The organism is Mycolicibacterium flavescens (assembly GCF_001722335.1).
GTDB classification, from domain to species: Bacteria; Actinomycetota; Actinomycetes; order Mycobacteriales; family Mycobacteriaceae; genus Mycobacterium; species Mycobacterium flavescens.
This window is the reverse complement of the sequence record NZ_MIHA01000040.1, coordinates 1-14191: the sequence shown is the minus strand read 5'-3', so window position 1 is coordinate 14191 and position 14191 is coordinate 1. Positions and strand designations below refer to the sequence as shown.

The 14191-nt window shown below is 69.5% G+C and carries 19 protein-coding genes and 1 pseudogene; 11 read left to right on the top strand and 9 right to left on the bottom strand.

Annotation, left to right across the window (positions count from 1 at the left end):
• Positions 1 to 86: 86 nt before the first annotated feature.
• Positions 87 to 437 carry a metallopeptidase family protein gene (locus BHQ18_RS28320; protein WP_069416961.1) on the top strand — a complete coding sequence of 117 codons (351 nt, stop codon included), beginning with the start codon at positions 87 to 89 and terminating at the stop codon, positions 435 to 437.
• A 49-nt stretch (positions 438 to 486) separates the two neighbouring features.
• Complete coding sequence (locus BHQ18_RS30700) at positions 487 to 678, top strand: hypothetical protein (RefSeq protein ID WP_084294466.1); 192 nt, start codon at positions 487 to 489, stop codon at positions 676 to 678.
• Here the strand turns inward: BHQ18_RS30700 and BHQ18_RS28315 are convergent.
• Both BHQ18_RS28315 and pheA read right to left on the bottom strand, forming a co-directional pair.
• A complete protein-coding gene (locus BHQ18_RS28315; RefSeq protein WP_069416960.1) occupies positions 658 to 1344 on the bottom strand; it encodes a histidine phosphatase family protein in 687 nt (228 codons plus the stop codon). The two genes, BHQ18_RS30700 and BHQ18_RS28315, sit on opposite strands and share 21 nt — an antisense overlap.
• Positions 1341 to 2267, bottom strand: coding sequence for a prephenate dehydratase (pheA, locus tag BHQ18_RS28310; protein ID WP_069416959.1), 927 nt, complete (start codon positions 2265 to 2267; stop codon positions 1341 to 1343). The genes BHQ18_RS28315 and pheA overlap by 4 nt, the downstream gene beginning before the upstream one ends.
• Positions 2268 to 2377: 110 nt before the next feature.
• On the opposite strand from pheA, the gene BHQ18_RS28305 reads away from it, so the two are divergent.
• From BHQ18_RS28305 to BHQ18_RS28290, 4 genes are all read left to right on the top strand, one after another.
• Positions 2378 to 3166, top strand: coding sequence for a DUF2470 domain-containing protein (locus BHQ18_RS28305; protein ID WP_069416958.1), 789 nt, complete (start codon positions 2378 to 2380; stop codon positions 3164 to 3166).
• A 19-nt stretch (positions 3167 to 3185) separates the two neighbouring features.
• Positions 3186 to 3947 carry a CPBP family intramembrane glutamic endopeptidase gene (locus BHQ18_RS28300; RefSeq protein WP_069416957.1) on the top strand — a complete coding sequence of 254 codons (762 nt, stop codon included), beginning with the start codon at positions 3186 to 3188 and terminating at the stop codon, positions 3945 to 3947.
• A 94-nt stretch (positions 3948 to 4041) separates the two neighbouring features.
• Positions 4042 to 5220 carry an LCP family protein gene (locus BHQ18_RS28295; RefSeq protein ID WP_372516670.1) on the top strand — a complete coding sequence of 393 codons (1179 nt, stop codon included), beginning with the start codon at positions 4042 to 4044 and terminating at the stop codon, positions 5218 to 5220.
• A gap of 132 nt (positions 5221 to 5352) precedes the next feature.
• Positions 5353 to 5898, top strand: a complete 546-nt coding sequence (locus BHQ18_RS28290; RefSeq protein ID WP_069416964.1) for a ferritin — start codon at positions 5353 to 5355, stop codon at positions 5896 to 5898.
• 4 nt (positions 5899 to 5902) lie between these two features.
• Here the strand turns inward: BHQ18_RS28290 and BHQ18_RS28285 are convergent, their stop codons facing one another.
• The 3 genes from BHQ18_RS28285 to BHQ18_RS28275 all read right to left on the bottom strand — a co-directional run bounded on the left by BHQ18_RS28285 (position 5903) and on the right by BHQ18_RS28275 (position 8257).
• Positions 5903 to 6766: a glycerophosphodiester phosphodiesterase gene (locus BHQ18_RS28285; RefSeq protein WP_069416956.1), complete on the bottom strand. Its 864-nt coding sequence runs from the start codon at positions 6764 to 6766 to the stop codon at positions 5903 to 5905.
• A gap of 5 nt (positions 6767 to 6771) precedes the next feature.
• On the bottom strand, positions 6772 to 7839 hold the full coding sequence (locus tag BHQ18_RS28280) for a DUF4328 domain-containing protein (RefSeq protein WP_069416955.1): 1068 nt from the start codon (positions 7837 to 7839) through the stop codon (positions 6772 to 6774).
• Between the two features lie 76 nt (positions 7840 to 7915).
• Complete coding sequence (locus BHQ18_RS28275; RefSeq protein WP_069416954.1) at positions 7916 to 8257, bottom strand: rhodanese-like domain-containing protein; 342 nt, start codon at positions 8255 to 8257, stop codon at positions 7916 to 7918.
• 381 nt (positions 8258 to 8638) lie between these two features.
• Here BHQ18_RS28275 and BHQ18_RS30240 point away from each other — a divergent pair, with 381 nt between their 5' ends.
• A complete protein-coding gene (locus BHQ18_RS30240; protein ID WP_165614607.1) occupies positions 8639 to 8794 on the top strand; it encodes a hypothetical protein in 156 nt (51 codons plus the stop codon).
• Positions 8795 to 8854: 60 nt separating this feature from the next.
• On the opposite strand, the gene sodN is transcribed toward BHQ18_RS30240, so the two are convergent.
• A complete protein-coding gene (sodN, locus tag BHQ18_RS28270) occupies positions 8855 to 9277 on the bottom strand; it encodes a superoxide dismutase, Ni (RefSeq protein WP_069416953.1) in 423 nt (140 codons plus the stop codon).
• Between the two features lie 86 nt (positions 9278 to 9363).
• Here sodN and BHQ18_RS28265 point away from each other — a divergent pair, with 86 nt between their 5' ends.
• The 4 genes from BHQ18_RS28265 (at position 9364) to BHQ18_RS28250 (ending at position 12111) form a co-directional block, all read left to right on the top strand.
• Positions 9364 to 9642: a S26 family signal peptidase gene (locus BHQ18_RS28265; protein WP_234794360.1), complete on the top strand. Its 279-nt coding sequence runs from the start codon at positions 9364 to 9366 to the stop codon at positions 9640 to 9642.
• Between the two features lie 119 nt (positions 9643 to 9761).
• A complete protein-coding gene (locus tag BHQ18_RS28260) occupies positions 9762 to 10298 on the top strand; it encodes a peptidase (RefSeq protein ID WP_069416952.1) in 537 nt (178 codons plus the stop codon).
• 260 nt (positions 10299 to 10558) lie between these two features.
• Positions 10559 to 11278: a TMEM165/GDT1 family protein gene (locus BHQ18_RS28255; protein WP_069416951.1), complete on the top strand. Its 720-nt coding sequence runs from the start codon at positions 10559 to 10561 to the stop codon at positions 11276 to 11278.
• Between the two features lie 434 nt (positions 11279 to 11712).
• Entirely contained in the window at positions 11713 to 12111 is a 399-nt protein-coding gene (locus BHQ18_RS28250; protein WP_069416962.1) for a helix-turn-helix domain-containing protein, read from the top strand.
• Positions 12112 to 12162: 51 nt separating this feature from the next.
• Here BHQ18_RS28250 and BHQ18_RS28245 read toward each other — a convergent pair whose 3' ends face one another.
• From BHQ18_RS28245 to BHQ18_RS30235, 3 genes and pseudogenes are all read right to left on the bottom strand, one after another.
• Positions 12163 to 13320 (bottom strand): hypothetical protein, encoded by a 1158-nt coding sequence (locus BHQ18_RS28245; protein WP_069416950.1) that lies wholly within the window; start codon positions 13318 to 13320, stop codon positions 12163 to 12165.
• Positions 13317 to 13808, bottom strand: a complete 492-nt coding sequence (locus BHQ18_RS28240) for an ImmA/IrrE family metallo-endopeptidase (protein WP_069416949.1) — start codon at positions 13806 to 13808, stop codon at positions 13317 to 13319. Before BHQ18_RS28240 ends, BHQ18_RS28245 begins: the two co-directional genes overlap by 4 nt.
• 62 nt (positions 13809 to 13870) lie before the next feature.
• Positions 13871 to 14191, bottom strand: a pseudogene (locus tag BHQ18_RS30235) (hypothetical protein); the annotation flags it as partial.

Below are 14191 nucleotides of genomic sequence, written 5' to 3'. Positions count from 1 at the left end.
GCCCGCACCCGCGCCGCCGCCGCCCGCTCCGGTGCTGCCGCCGCCGGGCGCCCCGCCGCCGCCCGCGCCGCCGGGACCGTAGTCCCGTGTCCGTGCGGATGGAGCCGCAACGGTTCGAAGATCTGGTCTCCGAAGCGCTCGATCTCATCCCGCTCAAACTCGCCCGCGCGCTCGACAATGTCGTGGTCCTGGTGGAGGCGCGCAACGACGAGGAGCCGGACCTGTTGGGCCTCTACGAGGGCGTCGCGCTGACCGAACGCGACTCCTGGTACGCCGGGTCGCTGCCCGACACGATCACCATCTACCGCGAGGCGCTGCTGGACGTCTGCGACAGCGAGGAACAGGTCGTCGAAGAGGTGGCGATCACGGTGATCCATGAGATCGCCCACCATTTCGGCATCGACGACGACCGGTTGCACGAACTCGGCTGGGGCTGAACCCGCGCGGCAACCGTCAGTTGTCGGCCGGTGGTGTTATCAAGGTGTCATGACCGAGTGCCGAGACTGTGTGGCGGGCCTGGAGCACTGCCACGGCACCGTCATCCATCACGCGGTGCGTCGACCCGAGTGCACGGAACCGGATTGTGTGACACCGGAAATCGTGCACACCTTCGTCATCGACTGTGACGCGGTCGGCTGCCGGTGCAGTGTGACGGTGTCAGCCCATCGGGTCGGCTGAGCGCAGCGCCTCCTCGACCGGGCGCACATCGGGTTCGGGGTAGAACGGCGGCGTCAGCGACCCCCACTGCACGCAGCTCCAGCGGCCGTCGGTGATCGGCGCGAGCACCACGGCCTCGGCGTTGGCGAGGTGATGTTCGAGCGCGAAGCTGGTCTCCACGCCGGCGAGCACCGAGGACACCAGCCGGATCGCCGCGCCGTGGCTGACCACGACGATGTCGCCGTGCCAGGAGTCGTCGTCGAGATGGCGCATCCGCAGTTCGGTGATGGTCGGCACGTAGCGGTCGAGCACCTCGGCGCCGGTCTCGCCGTTGGGCATCGCCGTGTCGAGGTCGCCCTCGTGCCAGCGCTGGTAGATCGACTCGAACTCGGCGATGGCGTCGTCGTCGTTGCGGTTCTCCAGGTCCCCGACCTGAACTTCGTGGATGCCGTCGACCTGCAGCGGCTGCAGCCGCAGCGCGCCGGCGACTTCCTCGGCGGTCTGGCGGGCCCGGTGCGCGATCGAATGGGCCAGCAGCGCAGGCGGCTGCGGCAGGCCGGTCGCGAACTTGCGGGCCTGGCCGCGGCCGAGGTCGGTCAGGTCGGCGCCGGGTGGGCGGGTGTCCAGGCGCCGCTCGACGTTCGCGAGCGACTGCCCGTGCCGCACCAACACCAGCCGCCCACTCACGGCTTGCCCTCACGCAGACGCGCCAACCAGCCGGACGCTTCGTCGAGGGCGGGCGGCACCGCACCCGCGGCCGCTCCGGTCGGCCAGGAACCCAGGAATCTCACATCTGAACAACGTCGGTGCAGCGCTTTGAGTGCCTCGGCGACCGCATCGTCGTCGATGTGCCCCACACAGTCGAGGAAGAACATGTAGGTGCCCAATTCGGTTCGGGTGGGCCGGGACTCGATCCGGGTGAGATCGATGTCGCGAATCGAGAACTCGGTCATCGCCGATACCAGGGCACCCGGGACGTTGGCCAGCCGCAGCACCACCGAGGTGCGGTCGGCACCGGTGCGCTGCGGCGGCGGGGCGGGCGGGCCCACCAGGACGAAGCGGGTGCGCGCGTTCGGTTCGTCGACGATGTCGGCGGCCAGCGTCGCCAGCCCGTGGCGCTGGGCGGCCAGCGCGGTGCTGACCCCGGCGTCCGCGCGGCCTTCGGCGACGTCGTCGGCCGCGGCGGCGTTGGAGTTGGCGGGCACCACCCGCGCCGTCGGCAGGTGCACGCCCAGCCAGTTGCGGACCTGTGCGGCGGCCACGGGGAACGCCGCGACCGTGGTGACGTCGGCGGCGCGCAGACCGTCGCGCACCACGATCGTGAACGAGACGTCCAGGGTCAGTTCCGCGAAGATCTGCAGCGGCGACCCGCTGGCCAGGCTGTCGAGCGTCGGCAGCACCGAGCCCTCGATGGAGTTCTCGATCGGCACGCAGGCGTAGTCGGCGGCGCCGGTGCGCACTGCGGCGATGGCGGCCACCGTGCTGTCGAACGGGAGCGCCTCGACACCGGTCTCGCCGGACCCGCCGGGCATCATCCCGGCCGCGGACATCTTGCGCAGCGCCGCCTCGGTGAATGTCCCCTCGGGTCCCAGGTAGGCGATGCTCGGCACGGCTCAACCCTATCCGCTCGCCGTGGTAATGCCGTTCCGCTGGAGCGAAGCCCTTGCGGGACCGCCGCACCGTAGTTAAGTTAGGCTCACCTTATCTCGAAGGAGGCGGCATGACAGCAGCGCTCACGGCACCGACCACGGCCGAGCGGATCCGCAGCGCGTGCGCCAAGGCCGGCGGCGCGATGCTCGCGGCCGAGGGCACCGAGCCCACCGAGTCTCCCGTGCACCATCTTCTCGACGACGGGTCGTTCGCGATCACCGTCCCGGCGGGAAGCGCGGTGGCGGCGAAGGTGGTCAGCGCCGGCGCCGCGGGGGTGCAGGCGGTGCTCGAGATGACCGACTACGCGCCGCTGCCGCTGCGCGAACCGGTGCGGTCACTGGTCTGGATCCGCGGCACGCTGCATGACGTGCCCGCGCGCGAGGTGCCGGCGCTGCTGGACCTGGTCGCCTCCGAGGACCCCAACCCCGCGCTGCTGCAGGTCAATTCGGCCAACACCGACGAAGGCGGCGGATTCGTGCTGCTGCGGCTGGAGATCGACTCCGTGGTGGCCGCCGACTCGACCGGCGCGGAGTCGGTCGGGGTGAGCACGCTGCTGGGTGCGCGCCCGGACCCTTTCTGCGCGATGGAGTCGGGCTGGTTGCAGCACTTGGAGTCCGCGCACCGCGAGGTGGTCGAGCGGCTGGCCAGCCGGTTGCCGATGTCGCTGCGGCGCGGGCGGGTGCGCCCGCTGGGCCTGGACCGGTACGGCGTGCAGTTGCGGGTGGAGACCGACGACGGCGACCACGACGTGCGGTTGCCGTTCGGTAAGCCGGTCGACGACGTCACCGGGCTCAGCCAGGCGATCCGGGTGCTGATGGGCTGCCCGTTCCTCAACGGGCTGCGCGCACGCAAACTCTGACGCCGCTACCGTAGCTGCGGTGACCGGCGGCACCGAGGAGCGCGACAACCCGCGCGCGATCCGCATCGAGATCGTCGTCGTGCTGGCGGTGACGTTCGGGCTGTCGGCCTACAGCGCGCTGCTCAACCTGATCGAAGCGGTTCTGCTCGGGCTCGCCGGTCAGGTGGTCGCGCTCAACCCGCGCCGTTCCCCGTTCGACCTGATCGATCTCGGCCTCAACCTGGCGTGGGTGTTCCAGCTGCTGGCGTGGGGCGCCCTCGGGCTGTACCTGTTGTGGCGCAGCGGGTTTCGCCTGTCCTCGATCGGGCTGGGCCGGCCGCGGTGGCGTCCGGACCTGCTCGGCGGGCTGGGCCTGGCGGCACTGATCGGGCTGCCCGGGCTGGCGCTGTACCAGGTGGCCCGCATTCTGGGGATGAACGCCGACGTCGAACCCGCCGAGCTCTACGACACGTGGTGGCGGATCCCGGTGCTGCTGCTGACCGCGTTCGCCAACGGCTGGGCCGAGGAGATCATCGTCGTCGGATTCCTGCTGACCCGGTTGCGCCAACTCGGCGTGAGCCCGGCCGTGGCGGTTGTCGCCTCCAGCGTGCTGCGCGGCCTGTACCACCTGTACCAGGGCTTCGGCGCCGGCCTGGGCAACCTCGCGATGGGGGTGGTGTTCGGCTACGTCTATCTGCGCACCGGCCGGCTCTGGCCCCTGATCGTCGCGCACGCGGTGATCGACGCGGTCGCGTTCGTCGGCTATGCCCTGGCCGCCGGCCACCTGGGCTGGTTGCAGTGAACTGCCCGGCGGGCCACGTAGATTTCTGTATGTGAACGACCGCGGGCAGCCACCTGGACGCGACCCGCGGGCGCGCCGCGAACCGTCGCAGGTGATCCGCCGCGACCCCGGCTACCGGCCACCGCCGTCGTGGCCGCCCAACCCGCCGACACCCGCCGCTCCCCCACCGCCGCCACCGCCTCCGCCGCGTCGACCACCGCGGCAGCCCGCGCCGAGCGGGCGCCCGCCGCGCCCGGCCGGTTCGGCACCACCCAAACCACCGGTCCGTCCCCCGGCGCCCCGGCCCGCCGCGCCGCCCAAACCGAAACCCGCACGCCGCAAACGGCATTGGGGCCGCTGGCTCGTCGCACTGGCCCTGGTGTCGATCGTCGCGGTCGTGGCCGGTGCGGTGTGGATCGACACGTCGCTGCAGCGCATCCCCGCGCTGGCCGACTACCCGGAGCGTCCCGCCGGCGGGGCGGGCACCACCTGGCTGCTGGTGGGTTCGGACAGCCGCGCCGACCTGAGCGCCGATCAGCAGTCGCAGCTGACGACGGGCGGCGATCTCGGCAACGGCCGTACCGACACGATCCTGCTGGTGCACATCCCCGGCCTGGGGTCGGGCACCGCGACGTCGATGATCTCGCTGCCGCGCGACTCCTACGTGTCGATCCCCGGCTACGGCAGCGACAAGATCAACGCGGCGTTCGCGCTGGGCGGCGCGCCGCTGCTGGTGCAGACCGTCGAGCAGGCGACCGGGCTGCGGGTCGACCACTATGCCGAGATCGGGTTCGGCGGGTTCGCCACCATGGTCGACGCGGTCGGCGGTGTCACCATGTGTCCGGCCGAACCGATCAGCGATCCGCTGGCCGGCATCGACCTGCCCGCCGGATGCCAGAAGCTCGACGGCCGCAACGCGCTGGGGTTCGTCCGCACCCGGGCCACCCCGCGCGCCGACCTGGACCGCATGCGTCACCAGCAGGAGTTCATGGCCGCGATGCTGCACCGCGCCACCAGCCCGGTGGTGCTGCTCAACCCGCTGCGCTGGTATCCGATGGCGTCGGCCGCCACCCGCACGGTCACCGTCGACCAGGACGACCACGTCTGGGACCTGGCCCGGCTGGCGTGGGCGATGCACGGCGACGTCGTGACCGCCACCGTGCCGATCGGCGAGTACACCAGCGGCGGCTCGGGCTCGGTGGTGCTGTGGGACGGCACCCTGGCCGAGCAGTTGTTTCAGGCGCTGCGCACCGACTCGGCGGTCCCGCAGGCCGTGCTCGACGCGCAACCATGAAATGGCTCTAGCAAACTCCTACAGACGCTTTGTAAGCGCCGTCACAAAGGTTCTACTTAGTTAGGTTAAGCTGACCTGTCTTAGGTCGACCTTCGCTGACAACCCCGTTTGACCTGGGATATCGTGGCGGACATGACTACAGCTGAAGCGACCGACACCAAATTCCTCGCCCTGCTGCAAGAGCAGATCCGCAACGAATTCGAGGCCGCACAGCAATATCTTGCGATCGCGGTTTACTTCGACGGAGCGGATCTGCCGCAGCTGGCCAAGCACTTCTACCGGCAGTCCGTCGAGGAGCGCAACCACGCCATGATGCTGGTGCAGTACCTGATCGACCGCGACGTCGAGGTCGAGATCCCCGGCGTCTGCTCGGTGCGCAACTCGTTCGGCACCCCGCGTGACGCGCTGGCCCTCGCGCTCGACCAGGAACGCACCGTGACCGAGCAGATCAGCCGGTTGGCCGGCGTGGCCCGCGACGAAGGCGACTACCTCGGCGAGCAGTTCATGCAGTGGTTCCTCGGCGAACAGGTCGAGGAGGTCGCCAAGATGACGACGCTGGTGCGCATCGCCGACCGGGCGGGCGCGAACCTGTTCCACCTCGAGGACTTCGTGGCCCGCGAACTCGGCAGCCCCGACAAGGACGCGGGCGCCCCGAAGGTGGCCGGCGGCCAGCTGTAACGGGTCAGTCCCGGCCGGCGCCGGCCAGACCGTTCTGCAACCACTGCTTGGTGCGGCCGGGATGGTTGGTGGCCACCCACGCGACGCCGACGTCGCGGCAGTACTGCACATCCTCGAAATGGTCGACGGTCCAGCAGTACAGCGCGCGGCCCTGAGCGGCGGCGCGGTCCACCAACTCGGGGTGCTCGCGCAGCGTCGCGATCGACGGGCCGACCGCGGTGGCGCCGACGGTGGTGGCCGCGCTGCCGCCCAGGTACCGCGACGTCTCACCGAGCAACACCGTCGGCAACATCGGTGCTGCGCGCCGGATCCGCCACACCGCGGCCGCCGAGAACGACATCACCACCGCGCGGGACAGATCGGCCGACGCGGGCGCGGCGATGCCGTAGCGGTGCAGCAGCGCGAGCACCTTGCTCTCGACCAGCGCGCCGTAGCGCACCGGGTGTTTGGTCTCGATGAACAGCTTGACCGGCCGGTGCCAGTCAAGCACCAGCGAGACCAGCTCGTCGAGGGTCAGCAGGCTCGTATCACCTTGTGTCGCAGCGTCATTGCGGCTGGGGTGCCATCCCCCGAAGTCGAGCTCGCGCAGCTCGGCCAGGGTCATGTCGCTGACGATGCCGGAGCCGTCGGAAGTCCGGTCCACCCGGCGGTCGTGCACGCAGACCAGGTGACCGTCACGGGTCAGCCGTACGTCGCACTCGACGGCGTCGGCGCCTTCCCGCAGCGCCAGTTCGTAGGCCGCCCGGGTGTGCTCGGGCCGGTCCGCCGAGGCGCCGCGATGGGCGACGACGAACGGGTGGCCGCCGAGCGCGGGTTCAGAATCCCCTGAAGCCCCGGCCTCGTCGGCCTCGGCGTCGCCCGGTGTCATACGGCCTATGCTGCCGGGTTCTGGCCTTCGGACTCAACCGGGGCGTCATCCGGGCGCTTCGGCGCGTCGGCCGGCGCGTCGGCCGGCTCGTCGTCCTGCTGCCGATCGTCGGGCACCATCACCCAACGCTTACTCGGCCGTTCGACGGGCTGACGTTCGAAGCCGTCGACCACCTTCGCGGCCAGCAGCAGCGCCGCCAGCGCCGCGAGATAGGCCACGATCGTCGTCACCGTGTTGTCGGCGATGCCCTGCGCGTCGGTGGTGAAGCTGGTCGCGATCGACCAGATCGACAGCGCGTAGCTGATCAGCCACACCACCCACCAGGCCGCGATCGGGCGTCGCAGATGGCTCAGCCGCTCCTCCACGCCGGCCAGTTCGATCGCGAACACCGGCGCCCACAGCAGGTTGACGAACGGCACCAGACATCCGGCCTGCAGCAGCCACGCCGGGCGCGGGTCGGTGCCACCGCGGTGGGCGTACGCCGCGGCGCGACGGGCGACCAGCCAATTGGCCAGCACCATCAGGCTGGCCACCAGCGTGAACACCGCGACGACGCTGAGCGCCACCCCCAGCCAGGTGGCGCCGGCCGCGATCCAGGGGTGCAGCAGCACCGACCGGTTGACGATCAGCAGCACGTAGCGCACCAGGTGGATCAGCGCGGCGGCGCCGAACGCCAACATGGTCACCAGCAGCACGTTGCGCACCATCGTGCGCGACGGGCCGCTGCGGGTCTGCTCGGTCGCCTCCGCGTCGGCGGGCGCCACCTGGTCGACGAGTCCCCAGCGGGGAATCACGGTGTAGCGCGGGGTGGGGCCGAGGTGACGGCGTGTGCGCCGCGGAGGCGGAGGCGCGCCGGGGCGCACCGCGATCCAGCGGTAGCCGGGCGGCAGGCTGGCGGACGGGCGCGCCGGTGCGCCGGGCGCGGCGGCGGGCGCCGACGGCCGCGCACTCCACTGCGCCTCGGGCGCGGGCGCCGACGGCGGCAGCAGGCTGCCGTTGCAGCGCGGGCACCAGACCCGCCGTCGGTCGCGCACGTTCCAGCGCGTCCCGCACTGGGAGCACACCTGGATCATCCCGCTGCCCCCGCGCGCGCCCGTCGTGACCGCGAACTCATGTCGACCAGCGTAGCGACGGCCGCTCAGACGGTTGTCAGACGATGCCCGCGCCACCGCCGTCGGTGACCACCGGACGTCCGGCCTGCGCCCACGCCTCCATCCCGCCACTGACGTTGATCGGCGCGTATCCCTGCGCGGCCAGGTACTGGGCGACCCGCTGGGAGCGGCCGCCGAGATGGCAGATCACGAAGAGCTGGGCGTCGGGGTCGAGCTCGGTCAACCGCGCCGGCACCTCGCCCATCGGGATGTGCCGCGCGCCCGGCGCGTGCCCGCGCTCCCACTCGTCGTGCTCACGGACGTCGAGCAGAACCACCGACGCGTCGAAGGACGTCGGAACGTCGGCGATATCGGCTTGCCTCACAGCACCTTGATCCATGGGTCTCATGCTGACACGTCGCGACGCCGCGTTAATCGACAGCAATGACAATCTATCCACAGTTTCCACAGGTTCATCCACAGGCCCGCCGGCTTCCGCTGACCGTGAACCGCAGAGTCTGGCGCTTTCCTCGAAGCCCGCTGTGGATAAGGCGCATCCGCGACGGCCCTCCTGTCAACAGGGCGCGCTCGCTCAGAGCGAAATCTCTAGCCGTGCTAACCGGCAACGTGCCGTGGGTCACACCGTTTCGCTTGGCGGCCATGACGGCGGACAGCCGATTTCGGTGGTGGCACAGCAAGGGTTATGATCGGCGTCACAGGTTGCCGCTGTGATCGAACTCACTGGCATCAGATCGGCATAACTGCAGCTCAGGAGGGGTGTATGACGTCATCGACGGGTTCGGGTTCGACCGTTCCGCCCAGTGAGTGGCACTCGGTGGCGCCCGCCTACACCCGTTCGCAGCTGATGGCGTGTCTTCGGGCCGGGGTGATCGCGCTGGTTCTGCTGGGCATCCTGGCCGTCATCGTGTTGTTCTGAGTTTCTCCATACAAAAGAGCCGCCGGTCCGTGGACTCGGCGGCTCTTCGCGTTGAGGGGATCAGGCAGGCGGGTACACGCCCATCTGCTTGCCCTTGTCGGTCTGCCAGAAGATGTCGGCGATCTTGTCGATGGTCTCGAGCAGCTTCTCGGCCACCGCGGGGTCGAGCGACTTCTTGACATCGCCGGCACCCTTGACGCCCTCCCAGAACAGCTGGTGCAGGTTCGGGAACTGCTCGAAGTGCTCGGGGGTGAAGAAGTCGGCCCACAGCACGGTCAGGTGATGCTTGACCTCGCCGGCCTGACGCTCCTTGATGATGATGGCGCGGGTCTTGAAATGCTCATCGTCGGAGTCGTGGTACTTCTGGATCGTCTTGAGGCAGGACAGCGCCTCGATCTTGGCCTGGGCGGGGTCGTAGACACCGCAGAACAGATCGCAGTGGGCGTGGGCGGGGGTCGCGTTGGTGAACAGTCGATGCAGCATGTGCCCTAACTTACCCTTTGAGTGTGCGCCGCAACCAGACCCCGCGAGGCCGGCTGCTGCGACTGTTCCGGGTCGTCGACGAATCGATGCTGCCGACCCTTTCACCGGGCGACGGACTGGTGGCGCTGCGCGGCGGCGGCATTCGGAGCGGGCAGCTGCGCGTGTTTCCGGATCCGCGGTTGTCGACCCGGTGGCTCGTCAAGCGTGTCGGCGAAGTGCGGGGCACGGGCCGGCGTGCGATATTTGAAGCCCGCTCGGACAATCCGCGCGCTCCGGGGTGCGCCGACTCCCATGAGTTCGGCTGGGTTTCGGCGGGCACCTCCTACCGTGTCGTGTGGACTGCACGCGCGAAATCCCCGCGTTAGCAGTCGTGTCCACTTGCGTGCCAGCCGGGATCTGCCGCATCCTGAGCAAATCGACCCATAGGCGTGTCTGGCAATCGCCGGCTTCGGCCGGTACCCAACACCGATGGCACGGAGGCGATATGGAACGAGAATCCAGCGGGCGGGCGATCGAGATCGCCCCGTTCCACGCGAAGGGTGCGCTGAAGGGCTTCGTGATCTCGGGGCGCTGGCCGGATTCCACCAAGGAGTGGGCCCAGCTTCTGATGGTTGCCGTGCGGGTCGCGTCGCTGCCCGGGCTGCTCTCCACCACAACCATTTTCGGGGCCCGCGAGGAACTGCCCGACGAGCCGGAACCCAACACCGTCGGCCTCGTGGTGGCCGAAGGCACCGTGGTCGGTGAATCCGCGGTCCCGCCAGGCTATTTCGCCGAGCACCAGCCGCCCGCGCTGCTGATGTTGCACCCGCCGTCGGAGACCACCCCGAGCCTGCCCGAATGTTCGGGCGCCGCATCGGGATGCGTGCTGCTGCCCGGGCTGCCCCATCTGGGTCTCGAACACCGGGCCGCCTGGGTCGAGGCCGAGGCCGACGGCACGGTCACGTCGATGGTCAGTCGGGTCGGGGTCGACCCGATCAGCCATCCCGATACGGCCGTGCTCGCGATGCTCCTTGCCGCATAAGGGCTTTCGAAGCAATCGATTCGGTCGCCTGAACACTGGATTCGGGTACCCGAAACCTCCGCGCGCGCTGGCGTAGTCGCGAAATCGCGGCTATGGTCGGAGAAGTCAGCGAAGGGGAGTAGCCCCCAATCGTCGTGTCGACATACTGGCATCGCGCACCGGATTCACGCGCATGCCCGGCCGGCGAACCGCACCCGCGGTGGGCGAGACCTTCGACCGAAGCCGACGGCTCGTCGGCGACGCGTCGAAAGGTCGTTCCCATGCTCACCGCAATCCTGGTCAGCCTCGCCGTGGTGTTCGTCGCCGAACTCGGTGACAAGTCGCAGCTGATCACCATGACCTACTCGTTGCGCCACCGGTGGTGGGTGGTGCTGTCCGGGGTCGGCATCGCGGCCATGTTGGTGCACGGGCTCTCGGTGGCCATCGGACATTTCCTGGGCATGACCCTGCCCGAACGCCCGATCGCGTTCGCGGCCGCCGTCGCGTTCCTGCTGTTCGCGGTGTGGACGTGGCGCGAGGGCGCGGACGACGACGGCGACGTGCGTATCGCCGAACCGCGCTTCGTCGTCCCGGCCATCGTCTCGTCGTTCGTGCTGGCCGAACTCGGCGACAAGACCATGCTGGCGACCGTGGCACTGGCCAGCGACCACCACTGGGCGGGCGTCTGGATCGGCGCGACGGTGGGCATGGTGCTCGCCGACGCGGTGGCCATCGCGGCGGGCCGGCTGCTGCACCGCCGGTTGCCCGCCGGCCTGCTGCACGGCCTGGCCAGCTTCCTGTTCCTCGAGTTCGGTCTGTGGCTGCTGTTCGACGGCGGGTTCGGGCTGCGGGGAGTTGCCGTGGCGGTCACCGCGGCCGTCGGCGCGGCGGCGCTGGTGGTCGCGATTCTGCGCTTCCGGACCGCACGGGCGCAGCCGACGGCATCCCCGCAGGCGGTGGACGGCACGTCGCAGGCTCCGTCGACGTCGCAACATTCCTGACACCTGTCCGCAACCGGTATCGTCTCTACAGACGGTCCACATCGACGGCAGTCGGCCGCCGGCAACCGCCGTGGCGAATTCCTCAGTTACGTAATTCCGCGACTACCCGTCCGGTAATTGGCAAACATTGAATTCACGTTGCATCCACAAGATCAACGTTGCCGACAGTTTCCCGTGTGATTACTGTGGCGACGGTGTCCGTCACGTCGGCAAAACCCGCTAGACACGGGCGTTATTATTTGCCCAGCTGCACCGCGATGGACCCGGCCGGAGCGCCCTGCGCGCGTCCAAGCCGCTACCTGCAACCCCGAGGAACAAAATGGTGGGTTAACTTTTACGTGGTTTGCACTTGGTTGTGGCTCCATCACTCGCTACGATGATCAGCAAATACGCCGCCAATAATCCGCTCGTCTAAGCATGTGGAGGTCAAACTGATGAGCACGACGTTCGCCGACCGATTGAACCGGCTGTTCGACACGGTCTACCCGCCCGGACGCGGGCCCCATACGTCCGCTGAAGTAATCGCCGCGCTCAAGGCCGAGGGTGTCACGATGTCGGCGCCGTACCTGTCGCAGCTGCGTTCAGGCAACCGCACCAACCCGTCGGCCGCGACGATGGCCGCTCTTGCCAACTTCTTCCGGATCAAGCCGGCGTACTTCACCGACGACGAGTACTACGAGAAGCTGGACAAGGAGCTGACCTGGCTGGCCAGCATGCGCGACGAAGGCGTTCGGCGTATTGCCGCCCGCACCGTCGGCCTGTCGGCCGAGGCACAGCAGGACATCGCCCAGAAGGTCGACGAACTGCGTCGCCGCGAGCACCTCGACGATTAGCCTGATACGGCCCGCAACGCCGGACCCGGCGAAGCCGGGCCGAATCGACCGCTAGCTTGATTGATCCGTCGCGGCACCGCGGCGGGTCAGCTCGCGGTACTGCTCGGCGATCTCCAGAATCCATTCGCGATCGGAGTAGTTGCCGGGCTGCCGGAGCCATCCCGGGCCCGGGAACCCCGCGGTCCGCTGCTCCGCGGTTTCCGCATGTGTGCCCGCGTAGATCCATTCGGCGATCGCCCGCGCCTGCTCCTCCGGTGGCACCGGTGGCGACTCGAGCTCCGTCTCGTCGAGCTCGTCGCTTGCCGACCCGCCCGTGTCGACCCGCAACCTGCGCTTGTGATCGGCGGCGGTGGCCTCCAGGAACAGGGCGTCCGAGATCAACGACATCCGCTCGGCGACACGGAACACCAGCGGTCCGCGCGGGCGCACCCCGATCCCGATGTCGGGTTGCCTGCGGCCGAGTTCGTCGAGCAGCGGCTGAATGACCCGCAGTTCCCGGCGCGCGCCGAACCAGTCCTCGATGCTCGGCAGCAGCGACCCGGCGGCCACCACGAGCATCGCGCAGCCCAGCAGGGTCGCCGCGGCACCCACCCCGACCGGCCCGGATCTACCGACCGCCCGCAGGAAGAAGAACCCCGACGCCGCCACGATCAGCACGATGCCGATGGTGAAGACGAACAGCGCGCGGCCGCGTCGGCTGCGGTTGGAGTAGCGCAGCCCGGCCCACGACACCAGCGACAGCGCCAGCAGGACGTACAGCAGTGGCAGCAGCCACGGCAGCGAGTTGCCGCCGTTGTTGAGTGTGCGCCGCAGGTACTCCTCGGGCGACATCTCCGGCTGCTGACCGGCGGCGAAGAACATGACCAGGCTGGCGGTCGCGATGACGGCGGCGACGCTGTACTGCGCGATCGCGATCCGGCGGATGGTCGCGGGCCGGCGGATCGAGGAGACCGTCGTGATCATCACGCAGCTGCCCGCAGCGCAGGCCACCAGCGCGACCTGGGACAGCCCCATCGAGATGTTGGGCCAGCCCAGCAGCGTGTCCAGAAGCAGCGTCAACGGCTGCCAGTTCAGTGCGGCGACCAGCCCCAGGCTGCCCAGCGCGACGATCATCGCGGTGCTCACCAGGGACTGTTTGTTCACCAGGGCCCACCCGATCCGCAGACCGGTGGCCAGTCCGAGCAGACCGGCGATGACCCAGACGATCAACCAAACGCCTCTCCGAGCCGGACCTGCACGATCGACGAGCGGTCCGACGGCAGCCGGCCGAGGCGGTAGAGCAGCAGCGCCGCGAAGTCCTCGGCCTCCTGTTCGGCGTCCTCACCGGCGGGACCCATGCACCCGGTGCGCTGGTTGAGCATGTAACCGATCAGGTCGGAGCTGGCGAATTCGGTGCTGTCGAGCGCCGCCTGCACGACGGGCATGCCCTCGTGGCCGAGGACCAGGTGACCCAGCTCGTGGGCCAGGGTCCGGTCCCAGGCGGGCAGGCCCTTCTGGATCACGAACACGTCGCGGTCCGAGTACTGGCGCCATTGCCCGCACACACCGGGCGGCAGATCGGCCATCTTGAGTTCGATCGGTCGGTTCCGGTCCTCGCTGACGGCCTCGACGAGTCGGGTCAGCGATACCTCCCCGTGCCGCGGTGCCAGATCGAGCACGGCACCGACCGCGCGGGTGACGCGGCGGCTGGCTGGCATATGAGCCCCCTTTCGACCTGTCCACTATGCGCCGTCCTACCGGCGCGGACAGGCGCTTTCCCTCAGTTGACGAACCTCGCGACGCCGGGGTGGACCGCGTGCCCCGCCTTGGCTTGGCGGTAACCGACCAGTCCGCCCGCGCCGGTCAGTACCAGCATGCCCGCTACCCCCGGCGCGGCCAAAGCGACGAGCTGCGCAATCCCGGCGTTCTGCAGGGCGACGGGGTAGCCGAGCCGGTACGACGACACCGGTCCGGCAGCGTTGGCGAGGCCCTCGGCCTGCGGTGTCGGGGCCCGCGCGGGCGGTTCGACACCGGCGGCGACCGGGGTGTCGGGCGGCGGCGCCGCTGCGGCACCGGCGCCGGCCGACGGCGCGACGATCAC

Excerpts from the sequence above, each read along its gene's own strand:
- BHQ18_RS30700 (WP_084294466.1), top strand. The coding sequence starts at position 487 with ATGACCGAGTGCCGAGACTGTGTGGCGGGCCTGGAGCACTGCCACGGC.
- BHQ18_RS28305 (WP_069416958.1), top strand. The coding sequence starts at position 2,378 with ATGACAGCAGCGCTCACGGCACCGACCACGGCCGAGCGGATCCGCAGC.
- BHQ18_RS28290 (WP_069416964.1), top strand. The coding sequence starts at position 5,353 with ATGACTACAGCTGAAGCGACCGACACCAAATTCCTCGCCCTGCTGCAA.
- BHQ18_RS28285 (WP_069416956.1), bottom strand. The coding sequence starts at position 6,766 with ATGACACCGGGCGACGCCGAGGCCGACGAGGCCGGGGCTTCAGGGGAT.
- BHQ18_RS28280 (WP_069416955.1), bottom strand. The coding sequence starts at position 7,839 with ATGATCCAGGTGTGCTCCCAGTGCGGGACGCGCTGGAACGTGCGCGAC.
- BHQ18_RS28275 (WP_069416954.1), bottom strand. The coding sequence starts at position 8,257 with ATGGATCAAGGTGCTGTGAGGCAAGCCGATATCGCCGACGTTCCGACG.
- BHQ18_RS30240 (WP_165614607.1), top strand. The coding sequence starts at position 8,639 with ATGACGTCATCGACGGGTTCGGGTTCGACCGTTCCGCCCAGTGAGTGG.
- sodN (WP_069416953.1), bottom strand. The coding sequence starts at position 9,277 with ATGCTGCATCGACTGTTCACCAACGCGACCCCCGCCCACGCCCACTGC.
- BHQ18_RS28265 (WP_234794360.1), top strand. The coding sequence starts at position 9,364 with ATGCTGCCGACCCTTTCACCGGGCGACGGACTGGTGGCGCTGCGCGGC.
- BHQ18_RS28260 (WP_069416952.1), top strand. The coding sequence starts at position 9,762 with ATGGAACGAGAATCCAGCGGGCGGGCGATCGAGATCGCCCCGTTCCAC.
- BHQ18_RS28255 (WP_069416951.1), top strand. The coding sequence starts at position 10,559 with ATGCTCACCGCAATCCTGGTCAGCCTCGCCGTGGTGTTCGTCGCCGAA.
- BHQ18_RS28250 (WP_069416962.1), top strand. The coding sequence starts at position 11,713 with ATGAGCACGACGTTCGCCGACCGATTGAACCGGCTGTTCGACACGGTC.
- BHQ18_RS28240 (WP_069416949.1), bottom strand. The coding sequence starts at position 13,808 with ATGCCAGCCAGCCGCCGCGTCACCCGCGCGGTCGGTGCCGTGCTCGAT.